Raw genomic sequence first — 24,780 nt, forward strand, 5'->3', positions numbered from 1 at the left:
TGTCGTTCCTTCGGTGGTGGGGACGGCGTCGGCGGTGCTGGCGGTCACGATGTCGGCTCGGCGGGGTCGCCGGCACCGGGTGCGGGGTCAGCCGGAGGGTCCACCGGTGGGTCGGCGGGCGGTGGGTCGGCCGCTGCGACGGGTGACGTCGGCGAGGACCTGCCGGTCGTGGCCGAGAGCCTGGGGTCGGCGTCCAGCTGCACCGTGACGAGGATCCGGACGGACCTGGCGCCGGCTGGCGCTGTCGGGGCCGTGTCGCCGGGTTGCCAGGTGTCCGCGTCCTGTGGCGTGATCCCGACCGTGCCGTCGCCGTCGCTGTACCACCGGGCCGTGTACGACGTCACACTCACACCGCTGCCGACGGTCGGACCGCTGACCACGATCTGCTGCCCCTCCTGCGCGCCGTCCACCGAGCTCGACGTGTCGAAGGCGACACCCGGTGCGGACCACGAATCGTCCTTGCCGGTGCAGAAGGCGTCGCCGGGCGCCCCGCACGCCTGGAGCGTGAGGGTGGCCGGGGCGTTCCGCGCGCCGGTCCCGGGCACCCCCGTCCAGGCCTGGCCGGGCTGGAGCGAGAGGACCGATGTGCCCGTCTGGAGGCGGTAGTGGTCGACCTCCGCACCCGGGGCGGTGACCCGGAGGTCGGACTGCGTGGCGGTCGCCCCGGAGACGATCGCGACGGCCGGGGCAGCGGTGCCGCCCGGGGTCTCGTAGGCGACCGCGCTGGCGGAGGCGACGTTGCAGAACAGGCCGTTGTCGGACACCACCGCGTACCGGACGCCACCGCCGCCGACACCCGCGTCGGTCGTCCCGGACTCCGCGCCGAGCGATGTCTGGCCCGACAGGGTGTCGCAGCTCGGGCTGCTCCCCGGTGCGACCCGGTACACCCGGTAGGCCGGACCGGACCCCCCGGCACCGTCCGCGGGCGACCAGGTGATCGTCACCGTCGACCTGCCCTGGTCGTCCGGCTGCTCACCGGTGACGGCCCGGACGTCCTGCGGCGCGCCGGGGGTCCCGACGGCGGTTCCGGACGCCGTCGCGCTGTTCCACTGCACGACCGTGCCGTCCCGAGCCGCGTCGTTGCGGGGCGAGACGGTCACGACGTAGACCGCGCCGCTCGTCGCGCCGCTGAAGGACGTGGTCGTCGCGGTGCCCGTGCGTCTCGTGTCACTGAGGCCAGGGCCGGCGATCGTCACGACGTGGTCGTCGACGGCGCTGCCCGTGGCGGGTCGGGGCACCGGGTCCCACGAGACGTCGAGCTGCCCGGGGTTCGTCCGGTCGGGGACGACCGAGAGCCCGGTCGGCGCCGTCGGGACGAAGTCGGCGCTCATCGTGGCTGACTGCGGCGACGGCTGCGAACTGCCGAGTTCGTTCTCGGCCAGGACGCTGAACCGGTAGGACGCGGTCGGGTCCAGCCCGGTGACCGTGCAGACGGTGGCGGTGCCGCAGTCCTTCGTGACGCCGCCGGTCCCGGTCACGCGGTAGCCGGTGATCGGTGCGTTGTTCGCACGGGGGGTGGACCAGTTCAGCGTGACCTGCCCACCGGCCTCGGTACCGGTCCGGGTCGGGGTACCCGGCGCGTCCGGGACATCCTGCACCGAGACCGTCACGTCGCCCCACACGGATCGGTCGGCGTCCCCCGTCGCATCGACGGCCCGGTACTGCAGGTGTGTGTCGACCGGCTTCGCGTCCGCGGCGACGCTCACCCGGAGGCGCGACCGGTCGGCACTCGGGGTGATCGTCACGCCCGCGGGGATGCCGCCGGCGAGGCCGCGGATGTCGACGACCCGCAACGGCTGCCCCGGGAAGGGGTTCGTCTGTCGGTCGTTCGCGAGCACGTCGACCGTGGTGGACGTGCCTCGTCGTACGACCGCGCTGTCCGGCCCGGGCTGCACCAGCGGTCGGGTCGACGTGACGACCTCGATCGTGATGCGGCCCGACCGCCCCTGGGCCGTCGAGTCGGCGACACCGACGCCGACCGTGGACCGCTCGCCCGGTGACGCCGCGTCGTCGACCGCGACGGTCAGGCGCCGCCCGGAGATCGTCGCCGTCGTGCCGTTGCCCGGTCGCTCGACCACGGACCACCGCAACTCCGGCAGGTCCCCCGGGTACGGGTAGTCGGTCAGCTTGGTGAGGTCGAGCACGCGCCGGTCGCCGGGCTGCATCTCGAGGGTCGTCCCCGTGAGCGCCGGCGGCTGGTTCGAGCGCGGCGTCACGGTGATCGGCAGCACGAGGGTCGCGACACGTCCGGTTCCGCCGTTCGCAGCCGATCCGTCCGTCACCTCGAACGAGATCGACGCCTTGCCGAAGTAGAGCTTCGACGAGGTGAACTGCAGCGTCGAGTCGTCGACCACCAGGGAACCACCGTCGGCGTGCGTCGCCTTCACGGCCCCGGGGTCGGTGACGACCGCGGTCTTGCCGTTCGCGGTCACGACGTAGCGGGACAGCGGGATACGGACCGTCGACTCACTGCGGACGGAGACCGCGGGAGCGGTCCGGTCAAGCTGCGGGAGCGCGTCGTCAGCGCCCGGGACGTGGACGAAACCGTAGGACACCACGTCCGGGTGGTCGCGTCGTGCGACCGAGAACGGGATCACCTGCGACGTGTCCGAGACACGGACGACGAGGCGGTCGTCACCGGTGACGGACGCGGTGCCGCGGTAGCCGTCGACCACGCCGACCCGGAGGTCCGCGTCCGTGCCCTCGGCGAAGAAGACGTTCCGGAGGACGTCGACGGTGACGGTCTGCCGTCCGATCACGTCCTGGAGGTCGAGCACGGTGTCGTCGACCTCGGGGCGCAGTGGGAGTGCGTCCTCGTCGACCGTCACGGTGACGAACGCGGTACTGGTCGCGCCCTGGTCGTCGGCCACCGTGTACGCCACCGCGAAGTCGCCGCGCCGGGCGGACGGCGGCGGGGTCACCTGGACGGTCTGGCCGCCGACGACCCGCGCGCGGACGTCCGGCGCGGTGGGCTCCACCGCGGTGACGGTGAGGCGACCGCCCTCGGGGTCGGAGTCGTTCTGCAGCACCCGGACCGACACGGATCCGCCGGGGCGGATGGTGACGCGGTCGGCCTCGGCGACGGGACGGCCGGCCGCGTCGGCACGCGGGGCGATGCCGACGCGGACCGTGCCCGTGGCGCGGGCCCCGAGGGCATCGACCACGGTGTAGGTGAACTCGTCCGTCCCCGCTGAGTAGTCACCGGCTTCGTAGGTGAGCGAATCGGCGGCGACGTCCGCCACCGAGCCCTTCTCCGGGTTCGATGCCACGCCGACGAGCTGCACGGAGTCGCCGTCCGGGTCGATCCCGCTCAGGGGCACCGAGACGCGCACTGACTGACCGGCGACCACGCGCGCCGTCACCGTCTGCGGGACGGGCGCGCCGTTCGTCGCACGGTCGCGGTCACGGACGGACACCGAGACGGTCGCGTCTGCGGTCTGCCCGTCCGGTCCGGCGACCCGGTACGCCGCCGTGTAGGTGCCCGGGGTGTTCGGTGCGAGGTAGCGCAGGTGGTCACCGGAGGCGAACAGCAGACCGGCACCGCGAGGGACGTCCTGGACGAGGTCGGGCAGCAGCGAGATCGCTCCGCCCTCCGGCTGGGTGTCGTTGGCGAGGACGTCGATGTCGGTGACGGCGCCGACCCGGACGGTCGCTGTGTCCGGCTGGGCGACGGGCGGCTGGATGCGCTCCGGCTCGGGGATCTCGACGACCGTGATCGTGCCCGTGGCCGTCGCGAGTCCGTTCGACACCGTGTAGCCGAAGGACACCGGGCCGTCGAGCGGTGCGGTGAGGCTCACCCGGACGATGTGCTGGTCGACCACGTCGGCCTGGACGCCGGAACCGCTCGGCGGCCCGTCGAGTCCGGTGACGAGGAGGACGCCGCCGGCCGGGTCGAAGTCGGTCGCCGTCACGTCGGTGTCCTTCGACGAGAGCGTGGTGACGAAGACGGTCTTCGGCGTCGTCACCGGCGCGGCCGAGGCGTCGGGCGGCGCGAGCACGGTGATCCGGACCACGCCGCTCGCCGTCTTGGTTCCGTCCGAGACGGTGTACTCGAGCTGCCAGTCCCCCGGCGTCCGCGCTTCGACGCGCACGGTCCCGCTGTCGTAGCTCGGCGTCACCGTCAGGCCTGGCGCTGACGACACGCTCGTGAGGGTGACGGCACCGTTGCCCCCGCGGACGTGATCGAGCGGTTCCACCGTGAACGGCTTGTCGGCGTACCCGCTCACGGGGAAGCCCTCGGCGCGCAGCGGCACGTCGCCCTGCGCCGCCACCGTCACCGTGACCGGACCGCGACCGGTGTCCCGGCCGTCGCTGACGGTGACCTGCTGGACCCGGTCGCCGGTGCGACCGCTGTCGTTCCGGTAGTCGAGCAGGCCGTCCGGCGTGGTCGAGGTGTGGTCGCCCTCGGACGGGTCGGCCGACTCGAGGTACACCGGGTCGCCGTCGGGGTCGATCCAGTCGCCGAGGACGTTCGTCGAGACGTGCCCGCCCCGGACGACGTCGGCCCGTGTCGCGCGGACCTGCCGGGGCGGCTCGTTCTCGGACTCCGGCCGGACGGTCACCCGGACGGTCGCCGTCGCGGACCCCCCGTTGCCGTCGGTGATCGTGTACGGGAACGTCACGACACCGGTGGCCGCGGCGGGCAGGGAGACCTGCAGCTGTTGGCCGTCGGTGACGATCATGACGCGCGCCACCGAGTCGTCGACGTCGCCGACGTCGCTGACGACCAGCGGGTCGCCGTTCGGGTCGTGGTCGTTGAGCAGGACCGGGAGGGTCGTGGTGCGGCCAGGACGAGCACCGAGGTCGTCGTCGACCGCGACGGGCGGGGCCTGCTCCTTCTCGACCTCCGGGTCGTCGTCCGACGCCCGCTCCTGCTGCTGGTCGTCCTGCTCGTCGACGAGCTGCGCCCAGTTGTCGATGAGCTGACCGCTGCGGCCGACGGCCCAGGAGCGCCCGGTCTCCGGGTCGTTGGCCACCACGGTGCGCCCGTTGTGCACCACTTGGAGCGCCGCGCCGCCCGGAACCCGGTCGAGGTCCTGCACGGCACGACCGTCGCAGGTGTCGATCGCCTGCCCGCCACTCCACGCTCCGAACGTGCACCCGTCGTCGGTCCACGGTCGAGCGGCACGTCCGGAGACGGCGAGGGCGGACTGCTGCACGGCGCCGGAAGCGGACACACGGACGAGGCCGGCAGTGCCCGCGACCGTCACGTCGTCACCGGTGCTGGTCGACTGCTGCAACGCGGGTGCGGAGCCGACTCGGTCCCCCAGGTCGACGGTCCGCCCGTCGATCGAGAGCACGCCGTCGGTGCGGTCGAGGACGGCGATGTGGTCGCCGACGGTCGCGACCTGGAAGGCGTGCGTGCGGTCCATCCGGACGGATGAGCGGCGTTCCACGGTCGGGGTCGTACCCAGAGCGACGAGCGACGCGGTGCCGGTCCGCGGCGAGTACACCGCGACGTGGTCGGCAGACGCGTCGAACACGGCATCAGCGCCCAGGGTCAGTTGCGGGTCCGTCGAGGCGTCGAACTCGTCGAGGGAGTCCGCGGGTGTGGACCAGAGGTCGCCAGTGTCCGCGTTGCCGATGACGGCGGTGTCCCCGGCGAAGAGGACGGTCGGCGAACCCGTGGGCAGCGTGACGGCGTCACCCAGGGTGGCGTCCGCGACGTCGACCCGGGCCACCGTGCCCTTCGTCTGGTCGACCGCGTAGACCGTCGATCCGTGCTGCAGCACGGCAGTGGCGTCCGAGGAGGTCTCCACCGCGGTGTTCAGTTCGAGCACCTGTGGATTGACGCGGCCCACCGCTCCGTACTGCGCCGAGGGCACCCAGACCGTGCCGTCGCCGAGGTCGACGCGCTGTGCGTGGTAGCCGTTCGACACGAGCGCCGTCCCGGCGACGACCGCCCCGACGACGACGGCCACCGCGGTCGTCACGGTCGCGGAACGCCGGGCAGCGAGCAGCCGTCGGATCACCGGGCTCCGCCGATCGTGCCGCACCGCTCGACGCTGTCCGCCCCGGTGCGGCCGTCACGGTTCACCGCGACCCGGATGCACTGCTCGACGCCGGGGCGGCCGGTCGCGACGAACGTCGTCCCGGTCTGCTGGCTCGTCGCACCATCGGTCGTCACGACGAAGGTGTCGCCCTGCTGGAGGCCCGGATCGGTCCAGCGGAACGTCACGGCGGACGCACCGGCGGTGGCGCTGACGTCCGACACGACGGGTACGGCGTCGTCACCGCCGCGGGTGAGGACAGCCGCGGTGGTCACGGCAAGCGCCACCACCACGACCGAGGACAGGACGGTCGCCCAGACCAGAGCAGACCGCGATCCGCGGCGGCCGCGCGCGGTGGAGGCGGACCGGTGGACGGTCCCGACACTCTCTGACGCGCTCGCCACCGCGCCGCCGCGCAGGGTGGAGCGGGTCCGACGACGACGGCCCGACCGAGCTCCGGCCCCACCGCCACCCGCACCGACCGCCGCGATGACGGTCTGTTCGCCGGGGCGCGACGGTGTGGCGACCGCCCAGGCCTCGACCGCGACCTCGGCCGGGGTCTGCGGGAGACCGAGCTCGGCCTCGACCTGCTGGAACCCACGCACGAGTTCCATGACCGTCGGAGGTCGGTCCCGTGGGCGCCGCGAGAGCGCTGTACCCAGGACTCGTTCGAGGGTCGGTGGCACGTCGGGACGCCCGGTGGGCAGCGGTCCGCCCTTGTCGATCCGCGCCATGAGGTCGGCGGCGCCGTTCTTGCCGCCGGGCACCTCGAACGGACTCCGCCCGGCCAGGAGCGAGTACACGGTCGCTGCGAGCGAGTAGACCTCGGACTGGATCGTGCCGCGCGACTCGTCGCCGAGCACCTCCGGCGCCGACCACGGGATCGACATGCCGACGGGCTCGTCGGGATCGGCCTCTCCGAGGGTCGCGGCGATCCCGAAGTCCGACAGCACCGGGTTGCCGTAGGCCGTGAGCAGGATGTTCGACGGCTTCACGTCACGGTGCAGCACGCCGTCGCGGTGTGCGGTCTCGAGCGCCGAGCCGATCCGCACGCCGACCGAGAGGACCTGCGACACCGGGACCGGTTCGCGACGGTAGCGCTCGCTGATCGACGCCGAGCAGAGCTCCATGACGAGGTACGGGCGACCGTCCGCGGCGACGCTCGCCTGGAACACGGTGAGGATCGAGGGGTGGGTGCTGAGACGCGCCATCAGGTTCGCCTCGGCCTGGAACATCTGGCGGACGCGGTCGTCCACGACCTCGTCGAGCAGGACCTTGACCGCGACCTGGCGTCGGGGCATGTCCTGCTCGTAGAGGAACACGTCGGCGAAGCCACCGGAGCCGAGCACGTGCACCGGACTGAAGCCCGGAAGCACGGGAGGGCTCGACGGCAGTCTGCGGGCCATGGACGCTCCTTCCCGGCTGAGTGGCGTGGTCACGACGGCGTTGCGGGATTCTACCGGGCCTGGTCGTCCAGACCCGTTCGCAGCACGTCCCGTCGAGGTCAGTGACGCGGGAGGGTGTCCTCGATGTCGTCGGGCACCGCCGGGGCGTCGTCGACCTGCAGCACGACGACCGTGACGTTGTCCCGACCGCCGGCGATGACGGCGTCGCCCACGAGCCGCTCCGCGAGCTCCTGCGGGTCGTCGACCTTCGCAGCGATGCGCGAGATGCCGACGTCGCCGATCTCCTTCGTCAGGCCGTCCGAGCAGACCACGTAGCGGTCGCCGGTCCGGAGCGGGATGGTCCACCAGTCCGGCTCCGGCGGCTCGCCGAACCCGACGGCCCGGGTGATGACGTTGCTGTCCGGGTGGGACTCGGCGTCCTCGGCCCGGAGGACACCGGCGTCCACCATCTCCTGCACCACCGAGTGGTCGATCGTCAGTCGCTTCAAGGGTGCTCCCGCATCGCTGCGGTAGGTGCGCGAGTCACCGACGTTGAACACGAGTGCCGAGGGCTGTCCGTGCGTCGCGACGAGCGCCACGCCGGTGACGGTCGTGCCGGCACCGATGGCGTTGCCGCCCGCTGCCCGCTCGATGTCGGCGGTGGCGAGCAGCAGTGCCCGCTGGATGGTCTGCCGCGAGGCAAACGGTTCGGTGGTGGAGTCGCCGAGGCGGCGCACGACCGCGTCGGACGCCCGGTCACCCGCCAGGTGGCCACCCATGCCGTCCGCCACCACGAAGTAGGGGGCGTCGACGATGTAGCTGTCCTCGTTGTGGTCACGGCGGCGTCCGACGTCGGTCGCGGCCCCCCACGACAAGGTCAGCGTCGCACCGTTGCCGTCGGGCAAGTCGATGGCGTGGGAGGAGGCAGCACGGCCGAGTTCGGTCACGGTTCAGGGTCGCTCTCTGGGGGTTCGGGACGGACCGGTGGTGGACGGTGGAGACAAGAGGGGTCCGGACGACTCGCGACCGCCGGGAGGGACGGACCGCAGGTACGGCGACAGCACCTCGATGGTGGCGCCGTCCCCGATGTCGACAACCGTACCGGTCAGCACGACCATCGAGGCACCCGAGGGCATCCGGTGCGGCGGGGCGCCGGGAGCGCGGACGACCGTGCCGTTCGTGGCGTGCAGGTCGTCGACGACGGCGGTGGACCCGGCGGCGTGGAACAGGACGTGGGAGGAGGACACCACTCCGCCCGGCGAGGGCACGGTCACGAGTTCCGGCACCGGGCCCTGGACGACCCGCGGGGGGCCGGGCCGCCGGCCGACGACGACGGGACGGTCCAGGCGGTACACCCGTACCCCGATCCGGATCGAGGGGACGGCCGCGGGGAGGCCGGCCTCCTGGTCCGGGCGAGACGACGCCGGAGTCCGATGACGCCCGGGACGAACGAAGGTGTCGTCGAGCTGCCCCGGAGCGGTGGTCGCCCGACGCCGGTCCGCCGCACGCAGCACGGTGTCGTCGAGCTGGTCCTCGTCGTCCTGCACGTGCGGCTCCTCCGGTCGGCACCACAACCGTAGACGATGCGGTGCACCCGGTCTCATCCACGCCACGCCGCCCGGATGCCCAGCGTGCAACTGCGGAGCACCAGTTGCGCGAGCGGGTCGTCAGCGCGCAGGTCGAGCGCGTACCGCGCCCGCGTCTCGGCACGGAGCTCCGCGCCCAGAGCCCACGCGCACCACGCACCGAGCCCGAGTGCTCCCCCGACGCCGACCACGGACTGTCCGGAGTCGCGTTCCCCGGACCACTGACGCCAGGCGTCCACACAACGGTCGCCGGCCCGTCGCACCCGGTCGCGGTCGGGCTCCGGACCGGATCCGAGCAGCGCCGAGGGCATCGGGTCGGTGAACGGATCGTGCCCGCTGATGCCGATCGGGTCGTCGGCGTCCGGGTCGGCCAGGAACCCGAGGAGCGCCACGCGGGTCGACAGCGCGCCGCACGCCGTCGTGAGCGCGATGCCGCCCGCCGTGGTCAGGGGGCCCGGTGCGACGAGGGCGCGAGCAGCGCTCGGCAGCGTGACGGCAGCGGCGATCTCGTGACTGTGGCGAGGGGAAGTCGGGGGCGTGGGTCCGGTCGTGGTGTCTGTGGTTCGCATGCAGGCGAGCCTGACGTGGGTCGGGCCTCCAGGACGGCCGCTCCAGCGACCAGTGGACGGCCAACCGTCGCGACCGCCCTGTGGAGGGACGGAGGTCAGACCGCCACGGGCTCGAGACTCTCGGCGACCAGGTCCCAGCCGTTCCCGACCTGCTCGATGACGACTCCGTGCGCCGCAGCCCAGGCGGCGAGTTCCACCATCGAGGAAACCGACGCCTGGGTCCGCCCGAGCAGCGAGACGAGCCACCCCTTCGCCGTCTTGTTCCAGTGGTTCAGTGCCTTGCGTCGACCGTCTCCGGCGACGCTGACCACGCGCAGGGGAACGCTGTCCGGAACCGGCGCGAGCGCGCGGTAGCCCTCCGACCGGAGGTCGAGGACCAGCCCCGGCGGACGGGTCGCCAGCGCCGCTGATGCCGGAACAGACCAGTGCGACGCGAGCCGGATCCCGGGGAGCCGGGAATCGTGCGACAGCCGGTACGCGGGGATCCGGTCCCCCGCGCCCACCGGTCCGAACATCGCGGACTGCACGACGACGTGACGATCCCACCAGGCGCGCGTCCCCGCGTCCGCGGTCAAGGCGTCCAGCGGGTCGTAGAGCACGCCCGTGTACCGCTCGACGGCCGGCATGGTCGGACTGGTCTCGAGGACCATGTTGCGGAGTCGTTCGGCGACCGACTTCGGCCCGAGCTTCAACGCCGTCCGCGCGGAGCTCTCCTCAGAACTGACGGAGCGGGCCGCGGTGATCACCGCGGCCCGCTCTGTGGCCAGTTCCGGGAACGAGAGCTCACCCAGATCGAGCGAGCTCTCTGTGTCCCCGCCCTCCCGCTTCGTCTCGGACGGCGGGAGGAGGACGGTCAGTCCGGTCAGGACGCCAGCGCGGCCTGCCGCGCAACGATCGTGACCGTGTCGTGCTCGACGGAGAGGAAGCCGTCCTCCGCGTCGACCGCGACCGTGGAGCCGTCGGCCCGCGTGATGCGGACCTGACCCTGCGCGAGGATCGCGAGCATCGGCTCGTGTCCCGCGAGGATGCCGATCTGGCCCTCGGTCGTGCGCGCGACGACCATGGTGGTGTCGCCCGACCAGACCTCGCGGTCAGCCGAGACGACGCTCACGGTGAGACCCGCCATCTCAGCGGTTCTCCTTCTGGATCTGAGCCCACTTCTCTTCCACGTCGTTGATGCCACCGACGTTGAAGAACGCCTGCGTCGCGACGTGGTCGAACTCGCCATCGGCGATGGCGCGGAAGGACTCGATGGTGTCCTTGAGGGGCACCGTGGAGCCCTCGACACCGGTGAACTTCTTCGCCATGTAGGTGTTCTGGGACAGGAACTGCTGGATGCGACGGGCGCGCTCCACCGTGATCTTGTCCTCTTCGGAGAGCTCGTCGACACCGAGGATGGCGATGATCTCCTGCAGCTCCTTGTTCTTCTGGAGGATCTGCTTGACGCGCGTGGCGGTCTCGTAGTGGTCGGCGCCCAGGTACCGGGGGTCCATGATCCGTGACGTGGAGGTCAGCGGGTCGATGGCCGGGTAGAGACCCTGCGACGCGATCTCGCGGGAGAGCTCCGTGGTGGCGTCGAGGTGGGCGAACGTGGTCGCCGGCGCCGGGTCGGTGTAGTCGTCAGCCGGCACGTAGATCGCCTGCAGCGAGGTGATCGAGTGGCCACGCGTCGAGGTGATGCGCTCCTGGAGCACACCCATCTCGTCAGCGAGGTTCGGCTGGTAGCCCACCGCGGACGGCATGCGACCGAGCAGCGTGGAGACCTCGGAACCGGCCTGCGTGAAGCGGAAGATGTTGTCGATGAAGAGCAGGACGTCCTGCTTCTGCACGTCGCGGAAGTACTCCGCCATCGTCAGCGCCGACAGGGCGACACGGAGGCGCGTCCCCGGCGGCTCGTCCATCTGGCCGAACACGAGGGCCGTCTTGTCGAAGACCCCTGCCTCTTCCATCTCACCGATGAGGTCGTTGCCCTCACGGGTGCGCTCACCGACACCGGCGAACACCGACACACCGCCGTGGTCCTGCGCGACACGCTGGATCATCTCCTGGATGAGGACGGTCTTGCCGACGCCCGCACCACCGAAGAGACCGATCTTGCCACCCTGCACGTACGGGGTGAGGAGGTCGATGGACTTGATGCCGGTCTCGAACATCGAGGTCTTGGACTCGAGCTGGTCGAAGGCCGGGGCCTTGCGGTGGATCGGCCAGCGCTCGGTGATCTCGATCTTCTCGTCGGAGTTGAGCACGTTGCCGAGGACGTCGAAGACCTTGCCCTTGGTGACGTCGCCGACGGGGACCGAGATCGGAGCGCCCGAGTCACGGACTTCCTGACCACGGACCAGGCCGTCGGTCGGCTTCAGGGAGATGGCACGGACGAGGTCGTCGCCGAGGTGCTGCGCGACCTCGAGGCCGATCTCCTGCGACGACTCACCGATGGTGATGGTCGTGAACAGGAGGTTGTACATCTCCGGGATCGCGTCATGCGGGAACTCGATGTCGACGACGGGACCCGTGACACGGGCGATCCGGCCGACACCGGGCGCCGACGACGTCTCGACCGCGGTGGTTGCGGTGTCGGTCATGGCTGGTGCCTTCCTGGGGTGGGTGTCTGTCCGCGCACGCGGCGGACTACTTCTTCTTCGACGAGAGGGCGTCGGCGCCGCCGACGATCTCGGAGATCTGCTGCGTGATCTCGGCCTGTCGCGCGTTGTTCGCGAGACGGGTGAAGTCACGGATCAGGGAGTCGGCGTTGTCGCTCGCCGCCTTCATGGCCTTCTGACGGGCGGCGTGCTCGGAAGCAGCCGACTGCAGCATGGCGTTGAAGATGCGGCTCTCGATGTAGACCGGGAGGAGCGAGTCGAGCACCGCGTCGGCGTCCGGCTCGAACTCGTAGAGCGGGAGCGGCTCGTCGCCCTGGGGCTCGTCCACTCCGTCCACGACCTCGAGCGGCAGCAGGCGGACGACCTGCGGCTCCTGCGTGGCGAGGCTGAGGAACCGGTTGAAGACGATGTGGATCTCGTCCACGCCACCCTCTGCGGTGTCCTGCAGGAACTTCGCCACGACGGCGTCGCCGATCTCCTTGGCGGTCGAGAACTCCGGCTGGTCGGTGTTGCCGACCCACTGCTGCTCCGACGCGCGCTCGCGGAACGTGAAGTACCCGACGGACTTGCGCCCGACCAGGTAGTACACGATGTCCTTGCCCTCGCTGCGGAGCAGGGAGGCGAGCTCCTCGCCCTGCTTGAGGACGTTCGTGCTGAACGCGCCGTTGAGACCGCGGTCCGAGGTGAACAGCACCACGGCCGCGCGGGTCGACGTCGCCGGCTCGGTGGTCAGCACGTGGTCGACGTTCGAGAACGTCGCCACGGCCGACACGGCCCGGGTCACCGCACGGGAGTACGGACCGGACGCGGCCATGCGGGCTTGCGCCTTCTGGATCCGCGACGCCGAGATCAGCTCCATGGCGCGCGTGACCTTCTTCGTGGTCTTCGCGGACTTGATCCGCTGACGGTAGACCCGGACCTGCGCTGCCATCTAGCGACGACCCTTGACGATCTGCTCCTGGTCGACGTCCTCGGAGTCCGCGGCGTCGAACTGCTCCGAGCCGAGCGTCTTGCCGTCGCTCGTTTGGAAGCTCTTCGTGAACTCGTCGATCTGCTTCGACATCTCGGCGACGGTGTCGTCGCTGAGCTGGTTCGTCTCGCGCAGGGTCGTGAGCACGTCGGAGTTGCGACGCAGGTGGTCGAGCAGCTCGGACTCGAAACGCAGCACGTCCGGCACGGGGACCGTGTCGAGCTTGCCGTTGGTGCCGGCCCAGATCGAGACGACCTGCTCCTCCACCGGGTACGGCGAGTACTGCGGCTGCTTGAGCAGCTCGGTCAGGCGGGCACCACGGTCGAGCTGACGACGCGACGCCTGGTCGAGGTCGGACGCGAACATCGCGAACGCCTCGAGCGAGCGGTACTGCGCCAGTTCGAGCTTCAGGGTGCCGGAGACCTTCTTGATCGACTTCACCTGGGCGTCACCACCGACGCGGGACACCGAGATGCCCACGTCGACGGCCGGACGCTGGTTCGCGTTGAAGAGGTCCGACTGCAGGAAGATCTGGCCGTCGGTGATCGAGATCACGTTGGTCGGGATGTACGCCGAGACGTCGTTCGCCTTCGTCTCGATGATCGGGAGACCCGTCATCGATCCGGCGCCGAGCTCGTCGGACAGCTTCGCGCAACGCTCCAGCAGACGGGAGTGCAGGTAGAAGACGTCACCCGGGTATGCCTCGCGTCCCGGCGGACGACGCAGGAGGAGCGACACCGCACGGTAGGCCTCGGCCTGCTTCGACAGGTCGTCGAAGATGATCAGGACGTGCTTGCCCTGGTACATCCAGTGCTGGCCGATGGCCGAGCCGGTGTAGGGGGCCAGGTACTTGAAGCCGGCCGGGTCGGAGGCCGGAGCGGCGACGATGGTCGTGTACTCCATCGCGCCGGCGTCCTCGAGCGCACCCTTGACGGAGGCGATCGTGGAGCCCTTCTGACCGATGGCGACGTAGATGCAGCGGACCTGCTTGTTCTCGTCGCCGGAGTCCCAGTTGGCCTTCTGGTTGATGATCGTGTCGATCGCGATGGCCGTCTTGCCGGTCTGGCGGTCACCGATGATCAGCTGACGCTGGCCGCGGCCGACGGGGATCATCGCGTCGATCGCCTTGATGCCGGTCTGCATCGGCTCGTGGACCGACTTGCGGGACATGACGCCCGGCGCCTGCAGCTCGAGGGCACGACGACCCTCGGCGGCGATCTCGCCGAGACCGTCGATCGGGGCACCGAGCGGGTCGACGACCCGGCCGAGGAATGCGTCGCCGACGGGGGCGGAGAGGACCTCACCCGTGCGGGTGACTTCCTGGCCCTCTTCGACGCCGGAGAACTCGCCGAGCACGATGGCACCGATCGAGTCCTCGTCGAGGTTCTGGGCGAGGCCGAGCGTGCCGTCCTGGAAGCGGATCAGCTCGTTGGCCATGACGCCGGGGAGGCCTTCGACGTGGGCGATGCCGTCACCGGCGTCGGTGACGTGCCCGACCTCGGCCGTGGAGGCCTTCGTCGGCTCGTAGTTCGAGACGAAGTCCTTCAGGGCATCACGGATCTCATCGGGGCTGATGGTGATGTCTGCCATGGGATTTTCCTTGTTGGTTTCCGGGGCCCTTCGGCTCCGAGAGGGTGATGCTGCCGGGCGGGGCAGTTCCCGTTGTGGACTTGGAGGGACGAGTCCGACCGTACGCTCAGCCGGCGAGCTGCAGACGGAGGTCTGCGAGCCGCGTCGCGACGGTGCCGTCGATGACGTCGCCGCCGACCTGCACGCGCACCCCGCCGACGACCGAGGGGTCGACGACGCGGTTCACGGTGATGTCCCGTCCGTAGCGCTGCGCGATCCCCCGGGCGACACGAGCCGCCTGGTCGTCGGACAGCGGCGTCGCCGTGATGACCGTGGCGACGAGCTTGTCCGCCTGGTCTGCGACGATCCGGGAGGCGTCACGCACGATCTCGCCGATGCGGCGGCCGCGGGGCTGCTGCACGAGGTTCGACACGATGGTGATCGTCTGCTGCGACACCTTGCCGGCCAGCAGACGCTCCGCGAGGGAGCCCTTCTGGTCGGCGCTGCCGAGCTTGGTCCCGAGCGCGAGCTCGAGTCCGGCGTCCGAACGGACCGCGGTCTCGAAGGCGAACAGCTCGGCCTCGATCGAGGTCGACTGGTCCGCCGTGGCGGCCACGGCGCGTACCGCTGCGTCCTCGATGCCGGCAAGCAGGTCACCCTGCGACGACCAGCGCGAACCGGCCACGGCGGCCAGGACGGCGCGCGTGGCGTCGCTCTGTCCGGCGAAGACGCGGTCGATGAGGACCTTCTTGCCTGCGGTGTCGGCTGTCGGGTCGGCGAGCAGGTTGAGCAGCTGCGGCGCCCGGGCGATCGCTCGCCCGGAGGCGAAGATCTGTGCTCCGACGCCCAGGTCGACGGCACCGCCGAGGTCGGCGAGCACCGCCCTGGTGGACGTCATCGCTTCGCGGGTGGCGCTGCGCATGCTCAGTGCTCCGTTCCGGCCGCCGTCTGGGCACCCTGCGACGACTCGAGGTCGGCGAGGAAGCGGTCGACGACGGCGGTCGCCTTGGCGTCGTCCTGGAGGGACTCGCCGATGACACCCGACGCGAGGCCGAGTGCGAGCGTGCCGACCTCGGAGCGGAGCGACTGGAGCGCGCTCTGGCGCTCTGCCTCGATCTGCGCCTGGGCGTTCGCGGTGATGCGTGCGGCGTCGGCGCTGGCCTGCTCGCGGACCTCGTTGCCGATCGCGGTGGCGTCGGCACGAGCCTGCTCACGGATGCGCGATGCCTCGGCACGCGCATCAGCCAGCTGCTTGTTGTACTCGTCGAGCGCAGCAGCGGCCTGTTCCTGGGCGGCTTCGGCCTTCTTGATGCCGCCTTCGATGGCCTCGGTGCGCTCATCGAGCATCTTCGTGATCCGCGGCGTGACGACACGCCACATCACGATGAAGATGATGACGAAGGCCACCGCCGACCACAGGATGTCGTACCACTCGGGGATCAGCGGATTGTGGGCCGCTTCCTCCGCCGCGATGATGAGTGCAGTCTGCATCGAGAAGCCTTACGCGGTGAAGATGAAGTACGTCGCGATGCCGATGAAGGCAAGGGCCTCGGTGAAGGCGATACCGATGTACATGAGGGTGGTGAGGCGACCCTGGAGCTCGGGCTGGCGGGCCACGGACTCGATGGTCTTGCCGACGACGATGCCGACGCCGATGGCCGGGCCGATCGCAGCGAGGCCGTAGCCAACCGTCGCGATGTTGCCGTTGATCTCCGCGAGAACGGTCGTTGCGTCCACGTGTTTTCCTTTCGAGGTGCGGGTCCGACGAGTGTCGGTCCCGTAGGGGGTCAGAAGGGTGTCAGTGCTCGTCAGCCAGCGCGAGCTGGATGTAGACGGCCGTCAGCAGCATGAAGACGTACGCCTGGAGCAACCCGACGAGGACTTCGAAGAAGCTGAAGGCGATGCCGAACGCGAGCGTCCCGACACCGAACAACTTGAAGAGGCTCTCCGCGTCGAAGAAGAAGAACCAGGTCGCCGAGAAGAACAGGACGAGGAGCAGGTGCCCCACGACCATGTTCATCAGGAGTCGCAGCGTCAGCGTGATCGGACGGAGCACGAAGGTGGAGACGAGCTCGATCGGCGTCACGATGATGTACAGCGGCCACGGCACCCCGGGCGGGAAGAGCGAGTTCCGGAGGAACGTGCCCGGGTGCTTGCGGAGCCCGGCGTAGATGAACGCGACGTAGGCGACGATCGCGAGGATCATCGGCATCGCGATGCGGCTGGTACCGGCGATGTTCATGAACGGGACGAGTCCCGTGAGGTTCATGAACAGGACGCCGAAGAAGATCGTCGCGAGGAGCGGCAGGAAACGCTTGCCGTCCTTCTCACCCAGGTTGTCGAAGGTGTTCCGACGGACGACGTCGAAGGCGTACTCGATGAATGCCTGTCCACGGTTGGGGACCAGCTTGAGCGCGCGGGTTCCGGCGAACGCGAAGACGAGGAGCACGGCCACCGCGAAGAAGCGGATGAGGACGATGCGGTCCATCTCGAACGCAGTACCGGCGAAGAAGATCGGGTCCGGGAAGAACTCGTTGATCGACGGACCATGGAACTCGGCGGCCTTGCTGCTCCCCGCCGCGACGGGGTTACCCGCAGCGATGAGGGACAGGGGAAGAGCGTGGGATAGCAGCGCTGTCTCCTGTGTCGGGGCGCGCACGCATGGCACGCGGAGGTGGACTGGTGTGGAGGCTTGCCCGTCCGAGCTCATGCTCCGGCAGCGGGCTCCCGAAGCCTATCAGGTGTGTGCGGCTTCTCGGGCTCTCAGGCAGCGGGGCCGTGATCCTCAGCGTCCGTTCGGTCTCCCGGCAGCTCGACGCCGATCGGGACGCGCGCACGTGCGATGACGGTGACGTCGATGACGAGCGAACCGATCACACCGATGATGATCGCGATCGCGAGGACGGGCGTGTTGACCCAGTCACGGTCCTTGAGTGCCACGAGCACGACGATGAACAGGACGAACTTCACCAGGAAGGTGCCCATGATCGTGCCGAAGAAGGCGCCGGAGATCATCTGACCGCCGGAGAACCGGATCGCCAGGAGCACGCTGACCGCGGTGAGCCCGCAGAACACGACGCTCAACACCGCACCGATCAGCCCGCCGGTCAGCCCGGGGCCGCCCGCGACGAACCAGCCGACGACACCCCCGACGATGGCGAGGGCACCGGCGAGGACCGCGCCCTGCAGGAGGATGCGGCGGAACACCGGCCGGACGTGGTCGAGGCCGTTCGGGGTGGTCACGAGGGGTCTCCAGAGATCGGGTGGGACGAGGGGCGGGTGGGTGCGTCACGGATGGAGGCGGCGCGGTCCAACGGGTCGAGACTGGCGTCCACGGCTCCCCCGTTCCGGGCGGTCGTCTGCGCGGCGATCTCCACGCGCTTGCGTCCGAGCGGCGCGAACGTGGCGATGGCGCACGCCGTGAAGCCGACGGCGACGAAGGCCGTGACCCACCACCAGTTGACGAAGAGGAACAGCAGGCAACCGAACGCGACGGTCGCCGTCCACGCGTAGAAGACCAGCACCGCGTGGAAGTGCGAGTGCCCCATGTCCAGCAGGCGGTGGTGCAGGTGCTTCCGGTCGGCGGAGAAGGGTGACTTGCCGGCACTGACGCGACGGACCACGGCGAGGGCGAAGTCCAGGATCGGCACGACGAGGATCGCGAAGGGCAGCAGGATCGGGATGAACGCCGGCAGCAGGTCGGTGCGGGTGCGCACGGCGGCTGGGTCGATGTTGCCCGTGATCGACACCGCACTGGTGGCCATCAGGAACCCGACCAGAAGTGCGCCGGCGTCACCCATGAACAGCTTCGCGGGGTGCCAGTTGAGCACGAGGAACCCGGCACAGGCACCGACCAGCACCGCGGTCAGCAGCGACGGCAGGTTGAAGAAGAACTCCGTCTCGACCACCACGCGGTTGATGAAGAACGTGTAGAGGAAGAACACCCCACCGGCGATGATCGCGACGCCGGCGACCAGACCGTCCAGGCCGTCGATGAAGTTGACTGCGTTCATCACCAGGACGACGGCGAGCACCGTGAAGATCAGGCTCATGTAGGACGAGCCGACGCCGAGCGTGTTGCCGATCGGCAGTGAGACGATCGCGACGCCCTGCCACGCGAGGATGCCTGCGGCGATGATCTGGCCCGCGAGCTTCGTCATCCAGTCGAGGTCCCAGATGTCGTCCGCGACACCGAGCACCACGATGATCGTCGCCCCGGCAAGGACGGCCAGCACCCGCCCCGGCTCCGCGAAGACGAGCCGGAAGTAGTCCTGGCCGGCGATCGCCGGGAAGAGGAACCACGCGCAGAGCAGCGACACGATCACGCCGAGGAACATCGCGATGCCGCCGAGTCTCGGCGTCGGGGTGCGGTGCACGTCCCGTTCGCGGACCTTCGGGTACCACCTGTACCTGACGCCGAGCTTCCAGACGAGCCAGCTCACCAGGAAGCTCACGACCGCCGAGATGACCCCCGCGAGCAGGTAGAACTTCACCGCAGGAGGTCGTCCCCGACGACCCGCCTGATCTCGTCGTCGGAGATCACGCCGTGGCGCACGATCCGCAGGCCGTCGCCCGCGGCCAGGCCGGTGGCGTCGACGATCGTGGAGCCGGTCGAGGAGGCGGTGCCCTCGTGCACGGGGATCGCGCCTCCGTCGAGGTACACCGCGATGCTGTCGCCGAGCATCCGTTCGGCCTCGTCGATGTCCATCGCGGCGGGCTCACCGGTCGCGTTCGCGGACGACACTGCGAGCGGCCCCACTTCCTGGAGGAGCTCGAGGGCGATGCGCGAGTCCGGCATCCGGAGCGCCACGGTGCCGCGTGTCTCGCCGAGGTCCCAGTCGAGGGACGGCTGCGCGCGGAGGATGACGGTGAGACCGCCGGGCCAGAACTCGTCGACGAGTCGTCGCACCGCTTCGGGGACCTCGCTGGCGAGGGCGTCCATCGTCGCCACGCCCGGGATGAGCACGGGCGGTGGGGACTGCCGCGTCCGGCCCTTCGCGTCCAGGAGGCGCTGCACGGCCTGCGCGCTGAACGCGTCCGCGGCGACGCCGTACACGGTGTCGGTGGGGACGACGACGAGTTCACCGCGACCGAGGGCGGCTCGGGCGAGCCGCATCCCGGTGAGGAGCCCGTCGGGGTCGGAGCAGTCGTATCGGGAAGCCATGACCTGCACGATGATAGTGCGCGAGGATGGGGGGCATCGTGAACGAGACGCCAGCGCCCCCACTCCTGTTCCTCTTCGACATGGACGACGTTCTCGTCCGCTACGACTGGAAGACCCGCATGGCCGGACTCTCCGAGCTGACGGGACACGACTTCGTCGAGCTCCGGCGCCGCTGGTGGGACACCGGCAGCGAGCAGCGCGCCGAGGCGGGGCACTTCGCGGACGGCGACGAGTACCTGGCCGCCTTCCAGGAGGCCATGGGCTGCGACGTCGACGAGGCCGAGTGGGCCCGGGTCCGCGGCGCCGCGATGACCGAGCTGCCCGACCGGCTCGAAGCGGTCCGGATCGCCAAGGAGCACGGCCGGGTGGCGCTCCTCACGAACAACGGTCCGTTGGCCCGACGCTGGCTGCACGAGTGGGTGCCGTCCCTGCCTCCGCTGTTCGGCGAACACCTGGACACGTCGAGCAGGTTCGGTGCGCGCAAGCCCGAGCAGGACGTCTTCCGGCGGGTGCTCGAGCACCACGGCGTCCCCGCCGAGCGGACGTTCTTCGCCGACGACATGCCGGAGAACGTCGCCGGCGCTCGGAGTGTCGGCATCACAGCCGTCCTGGTCGAGCACGACACCGACCTGCGGCACGCGGTCCGGACCTTCGTCGCGGCGCACGAGACCACGCCCGTCCCGACGAACGCCCAGCCGGCCCCCGCCTGACCGCCGACCGGGAGGCTCGACCCAGGTCCGCCTAGCGCGTGGCGGTGGTCGTGCGGTCGCGTCCGGTGAGGTCGACGTGCGTCTCCGGTGATCGGAAGCCGCGCGCGGCGAGGACCGCTCGGACCCCGGCACCCTGCTGTTCGGCGTGCTCGACCACGACGAGACCACCGGGCACGAGCAACCGCCACGCGGTCTCGGTCAGGGCGCGCACGGCGTCGAGGCCGTCGGGTCCGCCGTAGAGCGCGAGTGCCGGGTCGTGGTCGCGGACCTCGGGGTCGATCGGCACCGCGTCGTCCGGGACGTACGGCGGGTTCGACACGACGACCGAGACCTGTCCGTCGAGCTCCGGGAACGCGTCGGCGAGGTCGCCCTCAACGAGTCGCACGGTGCCGCCGTGGGCGTCGACGTTGCACCGGGTCCACGGGAGGGCCTCGGCCGACCGCTCGACGGCGTACACGACGGCGTTCGGAACCTCGGTGTCCATGGCGATGGCGATCGCACCGCTCCCGGCACCGAGATCGACCGCGATCGGCTCGGGGACCGCGGTGGCGCGGAGCGCGTCGATGCCGAACTGCACGACCGACTCGGTCTCGGGTCGTGGCACGAACACCCCCGGTCCGACGGACAGGGTGAGCGCACGGAAGTGGGCTTCGCCGGTGACGTGCTGCAGTGGCTCGCGGGTGACACGTCGCGCCACCGCGTGCCGGAAGCGTTCGACGTGCTCGGCTGCGATCGCTCCCCCGGTCAGCGCCCGGGCCTGCACCGCGCCACGAGAGGTGTCGGTCGCCCACGCCAGCAGCAGCTCGGCGTCGACCTGCGGCGTGGGCACACCCGCTGCCGACAGCGCCGCGACCGCCTCACGCAGGAGGCGGTCCGCGGCGAACGTCGGCTGCGGGAGGTCCACGCCGCTCAGGCGTCCTGGTCGCCGATGGCGGCCAGTCGAGCCTCTTCGTCCGCTGAGATGGCGGACTGGATGACCGGCTCGAGCGCACCGTTCATGACACGGTCGAGGTCGTACGCCTTGTAGCCGGTGCGGTGGTCCGCGATCCGGTTCTCCGGGAAGTTGTACGTCCGGATGCGCTCCGAACGGTCCATCCCGCGGATCTGCGACTTGCGCGCGTCCGACGCCAGGGCGTCGAGCTCCTCCTGCTGACGAGCGAGGATCCGGGCACGCAGGACGCGCATCCCCGCCTCTCGGTTCTGCAGCTGCGACTTCTCGTTCTGCATCGCGACCGTGATGCCCGTCGGGAGGTGCGTGATGCGCACCGCGGAGTCCGTCGTGTTGACGGACTGCCCACCCGGACCCGACGACCGGTACACGTCGATCTTCAGGTCGTTCTGGTTGATCTCGACCTCTTCGGGCTCGTCGACCTCGGGGAAGACGAGCACCCCGGTGGTCGAGGTGTGGATACGACCCTGCGACTCGGTCTGCGGCACCCGCTGCACACGGTGCACCCCGCCCTCGTACTTCAGGTGCGCCCACACGCCCTGGGACGGGTCCGTCGTGTTCGACTTGATCGCGACCTGGACGTCCTTGTACCCGCCGAGGTCGGACTCGGTGCGCTCGAGGAGCTCGACCTTCCAGCCCTTGCCCTCGGCGTAGTGCGAGTACATCCGGAGCAGGTCGGCCGCGAACAGCGCCGATTCCTCGCCGCCCTCGCCGCCCTTGATCTCCATGATCACGTCGCGGCCGTCGTCCGGGTCGCGCGGGATGAGGAGTCGGCGGAGGCGCTCCTGGCGTTCGGCCAGCTGCCCCTCGAGCCCGGGGACCTCTTCCGCGAACGCCTCGTCCTCACGCGCGAGTTCCCGGGCGGCGGCGAGGTCGTCCCCCGCCGCCTGCCAGGCTTCGTACGCGGCCTTGATCTGGCTGAGTTCGGCGTACCGCCGGTTGACCTTCTTCGCACGGGCCGGGTCGGCGTGGAGCGCGGGGTCCGACAGCTGCTGCGTCAGTTCCTCGTGTTCCGCCAGCAGCCCTGCCACCGACTCGAACACGCGTTACTCCTGGTGGCCGTTGCCGTGGTGACCGCTGGTCGCCGGCACCGACTTCTGGATCTGGACCAGGAACTCGACGTTCGACTGCGTCTCCCGGAGGTTCCGCAGCACCACGTCGAGCGCCTGCTGCGGGTCGAGCCCGGCGAGGGCACGACGCAGGCGCCAGGTGATCGCGACCTCGTCGGCGGAGAGCAGCTGCTCCTCCCGACGGGTCCCGGAGGCGTTGATGTCGACGGCGGGGAAGATCCGCTTGTCGGCCAGGTGACGGTTGAGGCGGAGCTCCATGTTGCCGGTGCCCTTGAACTCCTCGAAGATCACCTCGTCCATCTTCGACCCGGTCTCGACGAGAGCGGTGGCGAGGATGGTCAGCGAGCCGCCGTTCTCGATGTTGCGGGCGGCGCCGAAGAAGCGCTTGACCGGGTAGAGCGCAGCCGAGTCCACGCCACCGGAGAGCACGCGGCCCGACGGCGGGGTGGCGAGGTTGTACGCGCGGCCCAGACGGGTGATGGAGTCGAGCAGCACCACGACGTCGTGGCCGAGCTCCACCAGGCGCTTGGCACGCTCGATGGCGAGCTCGGCGACCGTGGTGTGGTCCTCGGCGGGGCGGTCGAAGGTCGAGGCGATGACCTCGCCCTTCACCGTGCGCTGCATGTCGGTGACCTCTTCGGGACGCTCGTCCACCAGGACGACCATCAGGTGCGCCTCCGGGTTGTTCTTCGAGACGGCGTTCGCGATCGCCTGCAGGACGACGGTCTTGCCGGCCTTCGGCGGGGAGACGATCAGGCCGCGCTGGCCCTTGCCGATCGGCGACACGAGGTCGATGATCCGCGTCGACAGCTTCGCCGGCTCGGTCTCGAGGCGCAGACGCTCGTTCGGGTACAGCGGGGTGAGGTCCTGGAAGTCGACTCGGGCGGCGGCCTCGTCGGCGGTCTGACCGTTGATCGTGTCGATCTTGACCAGTGCGTTGTACTTCTGACGGCTCTGCTGCTCGTTGTCACGCGGCTGCTTGATCGCGCCGACGACGGCGTCGCCCTTGCGCAGGTGGTACTTCTTCACCTGGCCGAGGGAGACGTAGACGTCCTCCGGCCCCGGCAGGTAGCCCGTGGTGCGGACGAAGGCGTAGTTGTCGAGCACGTCGAGGATGCCGGCGATCGGGATGAGGACGTCGTCCTCGGTGACCTCGGGCTCGAACTCGTCGTTCTGGCCGCCGCGACCGCGCTTGCGGTCACGCTGCCGGCGGGTGCGCCCGTTCTCGGCTTCCTGCTCGGCGGCGCGCTGCTGCTCGCCACGCTGCTGGTCGCCACGCTGCTGCTCGCCGCGCTGCTGTTCCGGCTGCTTCTGGTCCTGCTGCTTCTGGTCGCGCTGCGCGTCGCGCTGGTCCTGCTGCTTCTGCTGGCCGTTCTGCTGCTTGCCGTTCTGCTGCTGGGCCGGCTTCTGCTCGGGCTCGGCCTGCTGCTGAGCGGGCTTCTGCTCGCCCTGGTCGGCCTGGTCGGCGTTCTGCCCGCGGCCACGACCGCGGCCACGGCTGCGTCGGCCACGACGGGCGCCGCCCTCGGTCTGGTCGCCCTGGTCGGACTGGTCGTTCTGCTGGCCCTCGTCCTGGCGGGCGTCGTCCTGGACGGCGTCCTGGTCGCCCTGCTCGACGGCGTCCGCGACCGGGACCTGGGTCTCGGCGGTGGCACCGCGCGACTCCTGAGTGTCGGCCTGCTGCGCCTGACGGTCGCGGCCGCGACCACGACGCTGGCCACTCTGGGCGGCTTCCTGGGCGTCCTTCTCGGCACGGACCTGGTCGAGACCGGCGAGGAGGTCCTCGGTGCCGGTGTGCCCGGCGTTGGTGTGCGAGACCGCAGCGGTCGGCTCGGCGGTGACCGTGCCTCCCGAGGTGACGCGGCGGCTGCGACGGCCGCGCGGTGCGGACTCGGCGGGGGCCTCGGTGGTCTGCGCGGCCGGAGCCTGCGCGATGTCGACCTGCGTGGCGGGCGCCTCGGCCGCTGCCGGTGCGACCTCGGCAGCCGGGGTGCCGGTGCCGGCACCGTCGAGGACCGGCGTCTCCGAGGCGGACGCCTCGGCCGGTCGCTTGTCCTCGATCGATGCGATCAGGTCGCCCTTGCGGAGCTTCGAGAGCCCGGTGATGCCGAGAGACGAGGCGATGCGCTGGAGCTCCGGGAGACGGAGCGTGCGCAGGTCAGTGGGGATCTCCACCGAGGTGGAGGTGGTGACGTCGGTCACGATGCTGTTGTTCCTT

At 70.5% G+C, this 24,780-nt stretch carries 21 protein-coding genes; 1 reads left to right on the forward strand and 20 read right to left on the reverse strand.

Annotation, left to right across the window (positions count from 1 at the left end):
• Nucleotides 1-44 precede the first annotated feature (44 nt).
• The 17 genes from DEJ24_RS03300 to DEJ24_RS03380 all read right to left on the reverse strand — a co-directional run bounded on the left by DEJ24_RS03300 (nt 45) and on the right by DEJ24_RS03380 (nt 19,833).
• Nucleotides 45-5,996 (reverse strand): Ig-like domain-containing protein, encoded by a 5,952-nt coding sequence (locus DEJ24_RS03300; RefSeq protein ID WP_146245922.1) that lies wholly within the window; start codon nt 5,994-5,996, stop codon nt 45-47.
• The gene (locus tag DEJ24_RS03305) at nt 5,969-7,396 is read right to left on the reverse strand and encodes a serine/threonine-protein kinase (RefSeq protein ID WP_111077256.1); all 1,428 of its coding nucleotides are present in this window, start codon (nt 7,394-7,396) and stop codon (nt 5,969-5,971) included. Before DEJ24_RS03305 ends, DEJ24_RS03300 begins: the two co-directional genes overlap by 28 nt.
• Nucleotides 7,397-7,494: 98 nt before the next feature.
• Complete coding sequence (locus tag DEJ24_RS03310; protein WP_258366404.1) at nt 7,495-8,322, reverse strand: PP2C family serine/threonine-protein phosphatase; 828 nt, start codon at nt 8,320-8,322, stop codon at nt 7,495-7,497.
• Between the two features lie 3 nt (nt 8,323-8,325).
• A complete protein-coding gene (locus DEJ24_RS03315) occupies nt 8,326-8,922 on the reverse strand; it encodes a hypothetical protein (protein ID WP_111077257.1) in 597 nt (198 codons plus the stop codon).
• Between the two features lie 53 nt (nt 8,923-8,975).
• Entirely contained in the window at nt 8,976-9,530 is a 555-nt protein-coding gene (locus tag DEJ24_RS03320; protein WP_111077258.1) for a hypothetical protein, read from the reverse strand.
• A 95-nt stretch (nt 9,531-9,625) separates the two neighbouring features.
• Nucleotides 9,626-10,396: a peroxide stress protein YaaA gene (locus DEJ24_RS03325; RefSeq protein WP_309147002.1), complete on the reverse strand. Its 771-nt coding sequence runs from the start codon at nt 10,394-10,396 to the stop codon at nt 9,626-9,628.
• Entirely contained in the window at nt 10,393-10,656 is a 264-nt protein-coding gene (locus DEJ24_RS03330) for a F0F1 ATP synthase subunit epsilon (RefSeq protein WP_110902146.1), read from the reverse strand. Before DEJ24_RS03330 ends, DEJ24_RS03325 begins: the two co-directional genes overlap by 4 nt.
• A 1-nt stretch (nt 10,657) precedes the next feature.
• Nucleotides 10,658-12,112, reverse strand: a complete 1,455-nt coding sequence (gene atpD / locus DEJ24_RS03335; protein WP_110902145.1) for a F0F1 ATP synthase subunit beta — start codon at nt 12,110-12,112, stop codon at nt 10,658-10,660.
• A 46-nt stretch (nt 12,113-12,158) separates the two neighbouring features.
• Nucleotides 12,159-13,061 (reverse strand): F0F1 ATP synthase subunit gamma, encoded by a 903-nt coding sequence (locus tag DEJ24_RS03340; protein WP_111043790.1) that lies wholly within the window; start codon nt 13,059-13,061, stop codon nt 12,159-12,161.
• Nucleotides 13,062-14,690 carry a F0F1 ATP synthase subunit alpha gene (atpA, locus tag DEJ24_RS03345; protein WP_110902143.1) on the reverse strand — a complete coding sequence of 543 codons (1,629 nt, stop codon included), beginning with the start codon at nt 14,688-14,690 and terminating at the stop codon, nt 13,062-13,064.
• A 106-nt stretch (nt 14,691-14,796) separates the two neighbouring features.
• Nucleotides 14,797-15,591 (reverse strand): F0F1 ATP synthase subunit delta, encoded by a 795-nt coding sequence (locus DEJ24_RS03350; protein ID WP_111043791.1) that lies wholly within the window; start codon nt 15,589-15,591, stop codon nt 14,797-14,799.
• A 2-nt stretch (nt 15,592-15,593) separates the two neighbouring features.
• Nucleotides 15,594-16,160: a F0F1 ATP synthase subunit B gene (locus tag DEJ24_RS03355; RefSeq protein WP_111077260.1), complete on the reverse strand. Its 567-nt coding sequence runs from the start codon at nt 16,158-16,160 to the stop codon at nt 15,594-15,596.
• 9 nt (nt 16,161-16,169) lie between these two features.
• Entirely contained in the window at nt 16,170-16,406 is a 237-nt protein-coding gene (gene atpE, locus DEJ24_RS03360) for an ATP synthase F0 subunit C (protein ID WP_058729232.1), read from the reverse strand.
• Nucleotides 16,407-16,467: 61 nt separating this feature from the next.
• Nucleotides 16,468-17,328 carry a F0F1 ATP synthase subunit A gene (atpB, locus tag DEJ24_RS03365; protein ID WP_181432868.1) on the reverse strand — a complete coding sequence of 287 codons (861 nt, stop codon included), beginning with the start codon at nt 17,326-17,328 and terminating at the stop codon, nt 16,468-16,470.
• Between the two features lie 104 nt (nt 17,329-17,432).
• Nucleotides 17,433-17,912, reverse strand: coding sequence for a hypothetical protein (locus DEJ24_RS03370; protein ID WP_111077261.1), 480 nt, complete (start codon nt 17,910-17,912; stop codon nt 17,433-17,435).
• Complete coding sequence (locus tag DEJ24_RS03375) at nt 17,909-19,162, reverse strand: MraY family glycosyltransferase (protein ID WP_111077262.1); 1,254 nt, start codon at nt 19,160-19,162, stop codon at nt 17,909-17,911. Before DEJ24_RS03375 ends, DEJ24_RS03370 begins: the two co-directional genes overlap by 4 nt.
• Nucleotides 19,159-19,833 (reverse strand): L-threonylcarbamoyladenylate synthase, encoded by a 675-nt coding sequence (locus DEJ24_RS03380; RefSeq protein WP_111077366.1) that lies wholly within the window; start codon nt 19,831-19,833, stop codon nt 19,159-19,161. The genes DEJ24_RS03375 and DEJ24_RS03380 overlap by 4 nt, the downstream gene beginning before the upstream one ends.
• A 38-nt stretch (nt 19,834-19,871) precedes the next feature.
• On the opposite strand from DEJ24_RS03380, the gene DEJ24_RS03385 reads away from it, so the two are divergent.
• Nucleotides 19,872-20,543, forward strand: a complete 672-nt coding sequence (locus DEJ24_RS03385) for an HAD family phosphatase (RefSeq protein ID WP_258374584.1) — start codon at nt 19,872-19,874, stop codon at nt 20,541-20,543.
• Between the two features lie 31 nt (nt 20,544-20,574).
• Here the strand turns inward: DEJ24_RS03385 and prmC are convergent, their stop codons facing one another.
• Genes prmC through rho form a run of 3 tightly spaced genes read right to left on the reverse strand, consistent with a single transcriptional unit; the run spans nt 20,575 to nt 24,764 of the window.
• A complete protein-coding gene (prmC, locus tag DEJ24_RS03390; RefSeq protein ID WP_111077264.1) occupies nt 20,575-21,447 on the reverse strand; it encodes a peptide chain release factor N(5)-glutamine methyltransferase in 873 nt (290 codons plus the stop codon).
• A gap of 5 nt (nt 21,448-21,452) precedes the next feature.
• Nucleotides 21,453-22,535 carry a peptide chain release factor 1 gene (prfA, locus tag DEJ24_RS03395; protein ID WP_110902136.1) on the reverse strand — a complete coding sequence of 361 codons (1,083 nt, stop codon included), beginning with the start codon at nt 22,533-22,535 and terminating at the stop codon, nt 21,453-21,455.
• 3 nt (nt 22,536-22,538) lie between these two features.
• The gene (rho, locus tag DEJ24_RS03400) at nt 22,539-24,764 is read right to left on the reverse strand and encodes a transcription termination factor Rho (RefSeq protein ID WP_111077265.1); all 2,226 of its coding nucleotides are present in this window, start codon (nt 24,762-24,764) and stop codon (nt 22,539-22,541) included.
• Nucleotides 24,765-24,780 lie beyond the last annotated feature (16 nt).

Source organism: Curtobacterium sp. MCPF17_001, from assembly GCF_003234615.1.
GTDB lineage: Bacteria > Actinomycetota > Actinomycetes > Actinomycetales > Microbacteriaceae > Curtobacterium.

What these genes read in the sequence shown, in the direction of transcription:
- atpA (WP_110902143.1), bottom strand. Translation starts at nt 14,690, where the DNA reads ATGGCAGACATCACCATCAGCCCCGATGAGATCCGTGATGCCCTGAAG.
- DEJ24_RS03320 (WP_111077258.1), bottom strand. Translation starts at nt 9,530, where the DNA reads ATGCGAACCACAGACACCACGACCGGACCCACGCCCCCGACTTCCCCT.
- DEJ24_RS03330 (WP_110902146.1), bottom strand. Translation starts at nt 10,656, where the DNA reads ATGGCGGGTCTCACCGTGAGCGTCGTCTCGGCTGACCGCGAGGTCTGG.
- DEJ24_RS03350 (WP_111043791.1), bottom strand. Translation starts at nt 15,591, where the DNA reads ATGCGCAGCGCCACCCGCGAAGCGATGACGTCCACCAGGGCGGTGCTC.
- atpD (WP_110902145.1), bottom strand. Translation starts at nt 12,112, where the DNA reads ATGACCGACACCGCAACCACCGCGGTCGAGACGTCGTCGGCGCCCGGT.
- DEJ24_RS03380 (WP_111077366.1), bottom strand. Translation starts at nt 19,833, where the DNA reads ATGGCTTCCCGATACGACTGCTCCGACCCCGACGGGCTCCTCACCGGG.
- DEJ24_RS03340 (WP_111043790.1), bottom strand. Translation starts at nt 13,061, where the DNA reads ATGGCAGCGCAGGTCCGGGTCTACCGTCAGCGGATCAAGTCCGCGAAG.
- DEJ24_RS03305 (WP_111077256.1), bottom strand. Translation starts at nt 7,396, where the DNA reads ATGGCCCGCAGACTGCCGTCGAGCCCTCCCGTGCTTCCGGGCTTCAGT.
- DEJ24_RS03355 (WP_111077260.1), bottom strand. Translation starts at nt 16,160, where the DNA reads ATGCAGACTGCACTCATCATCGCGGCGGAGGAAGCGGCCCACAATCCG.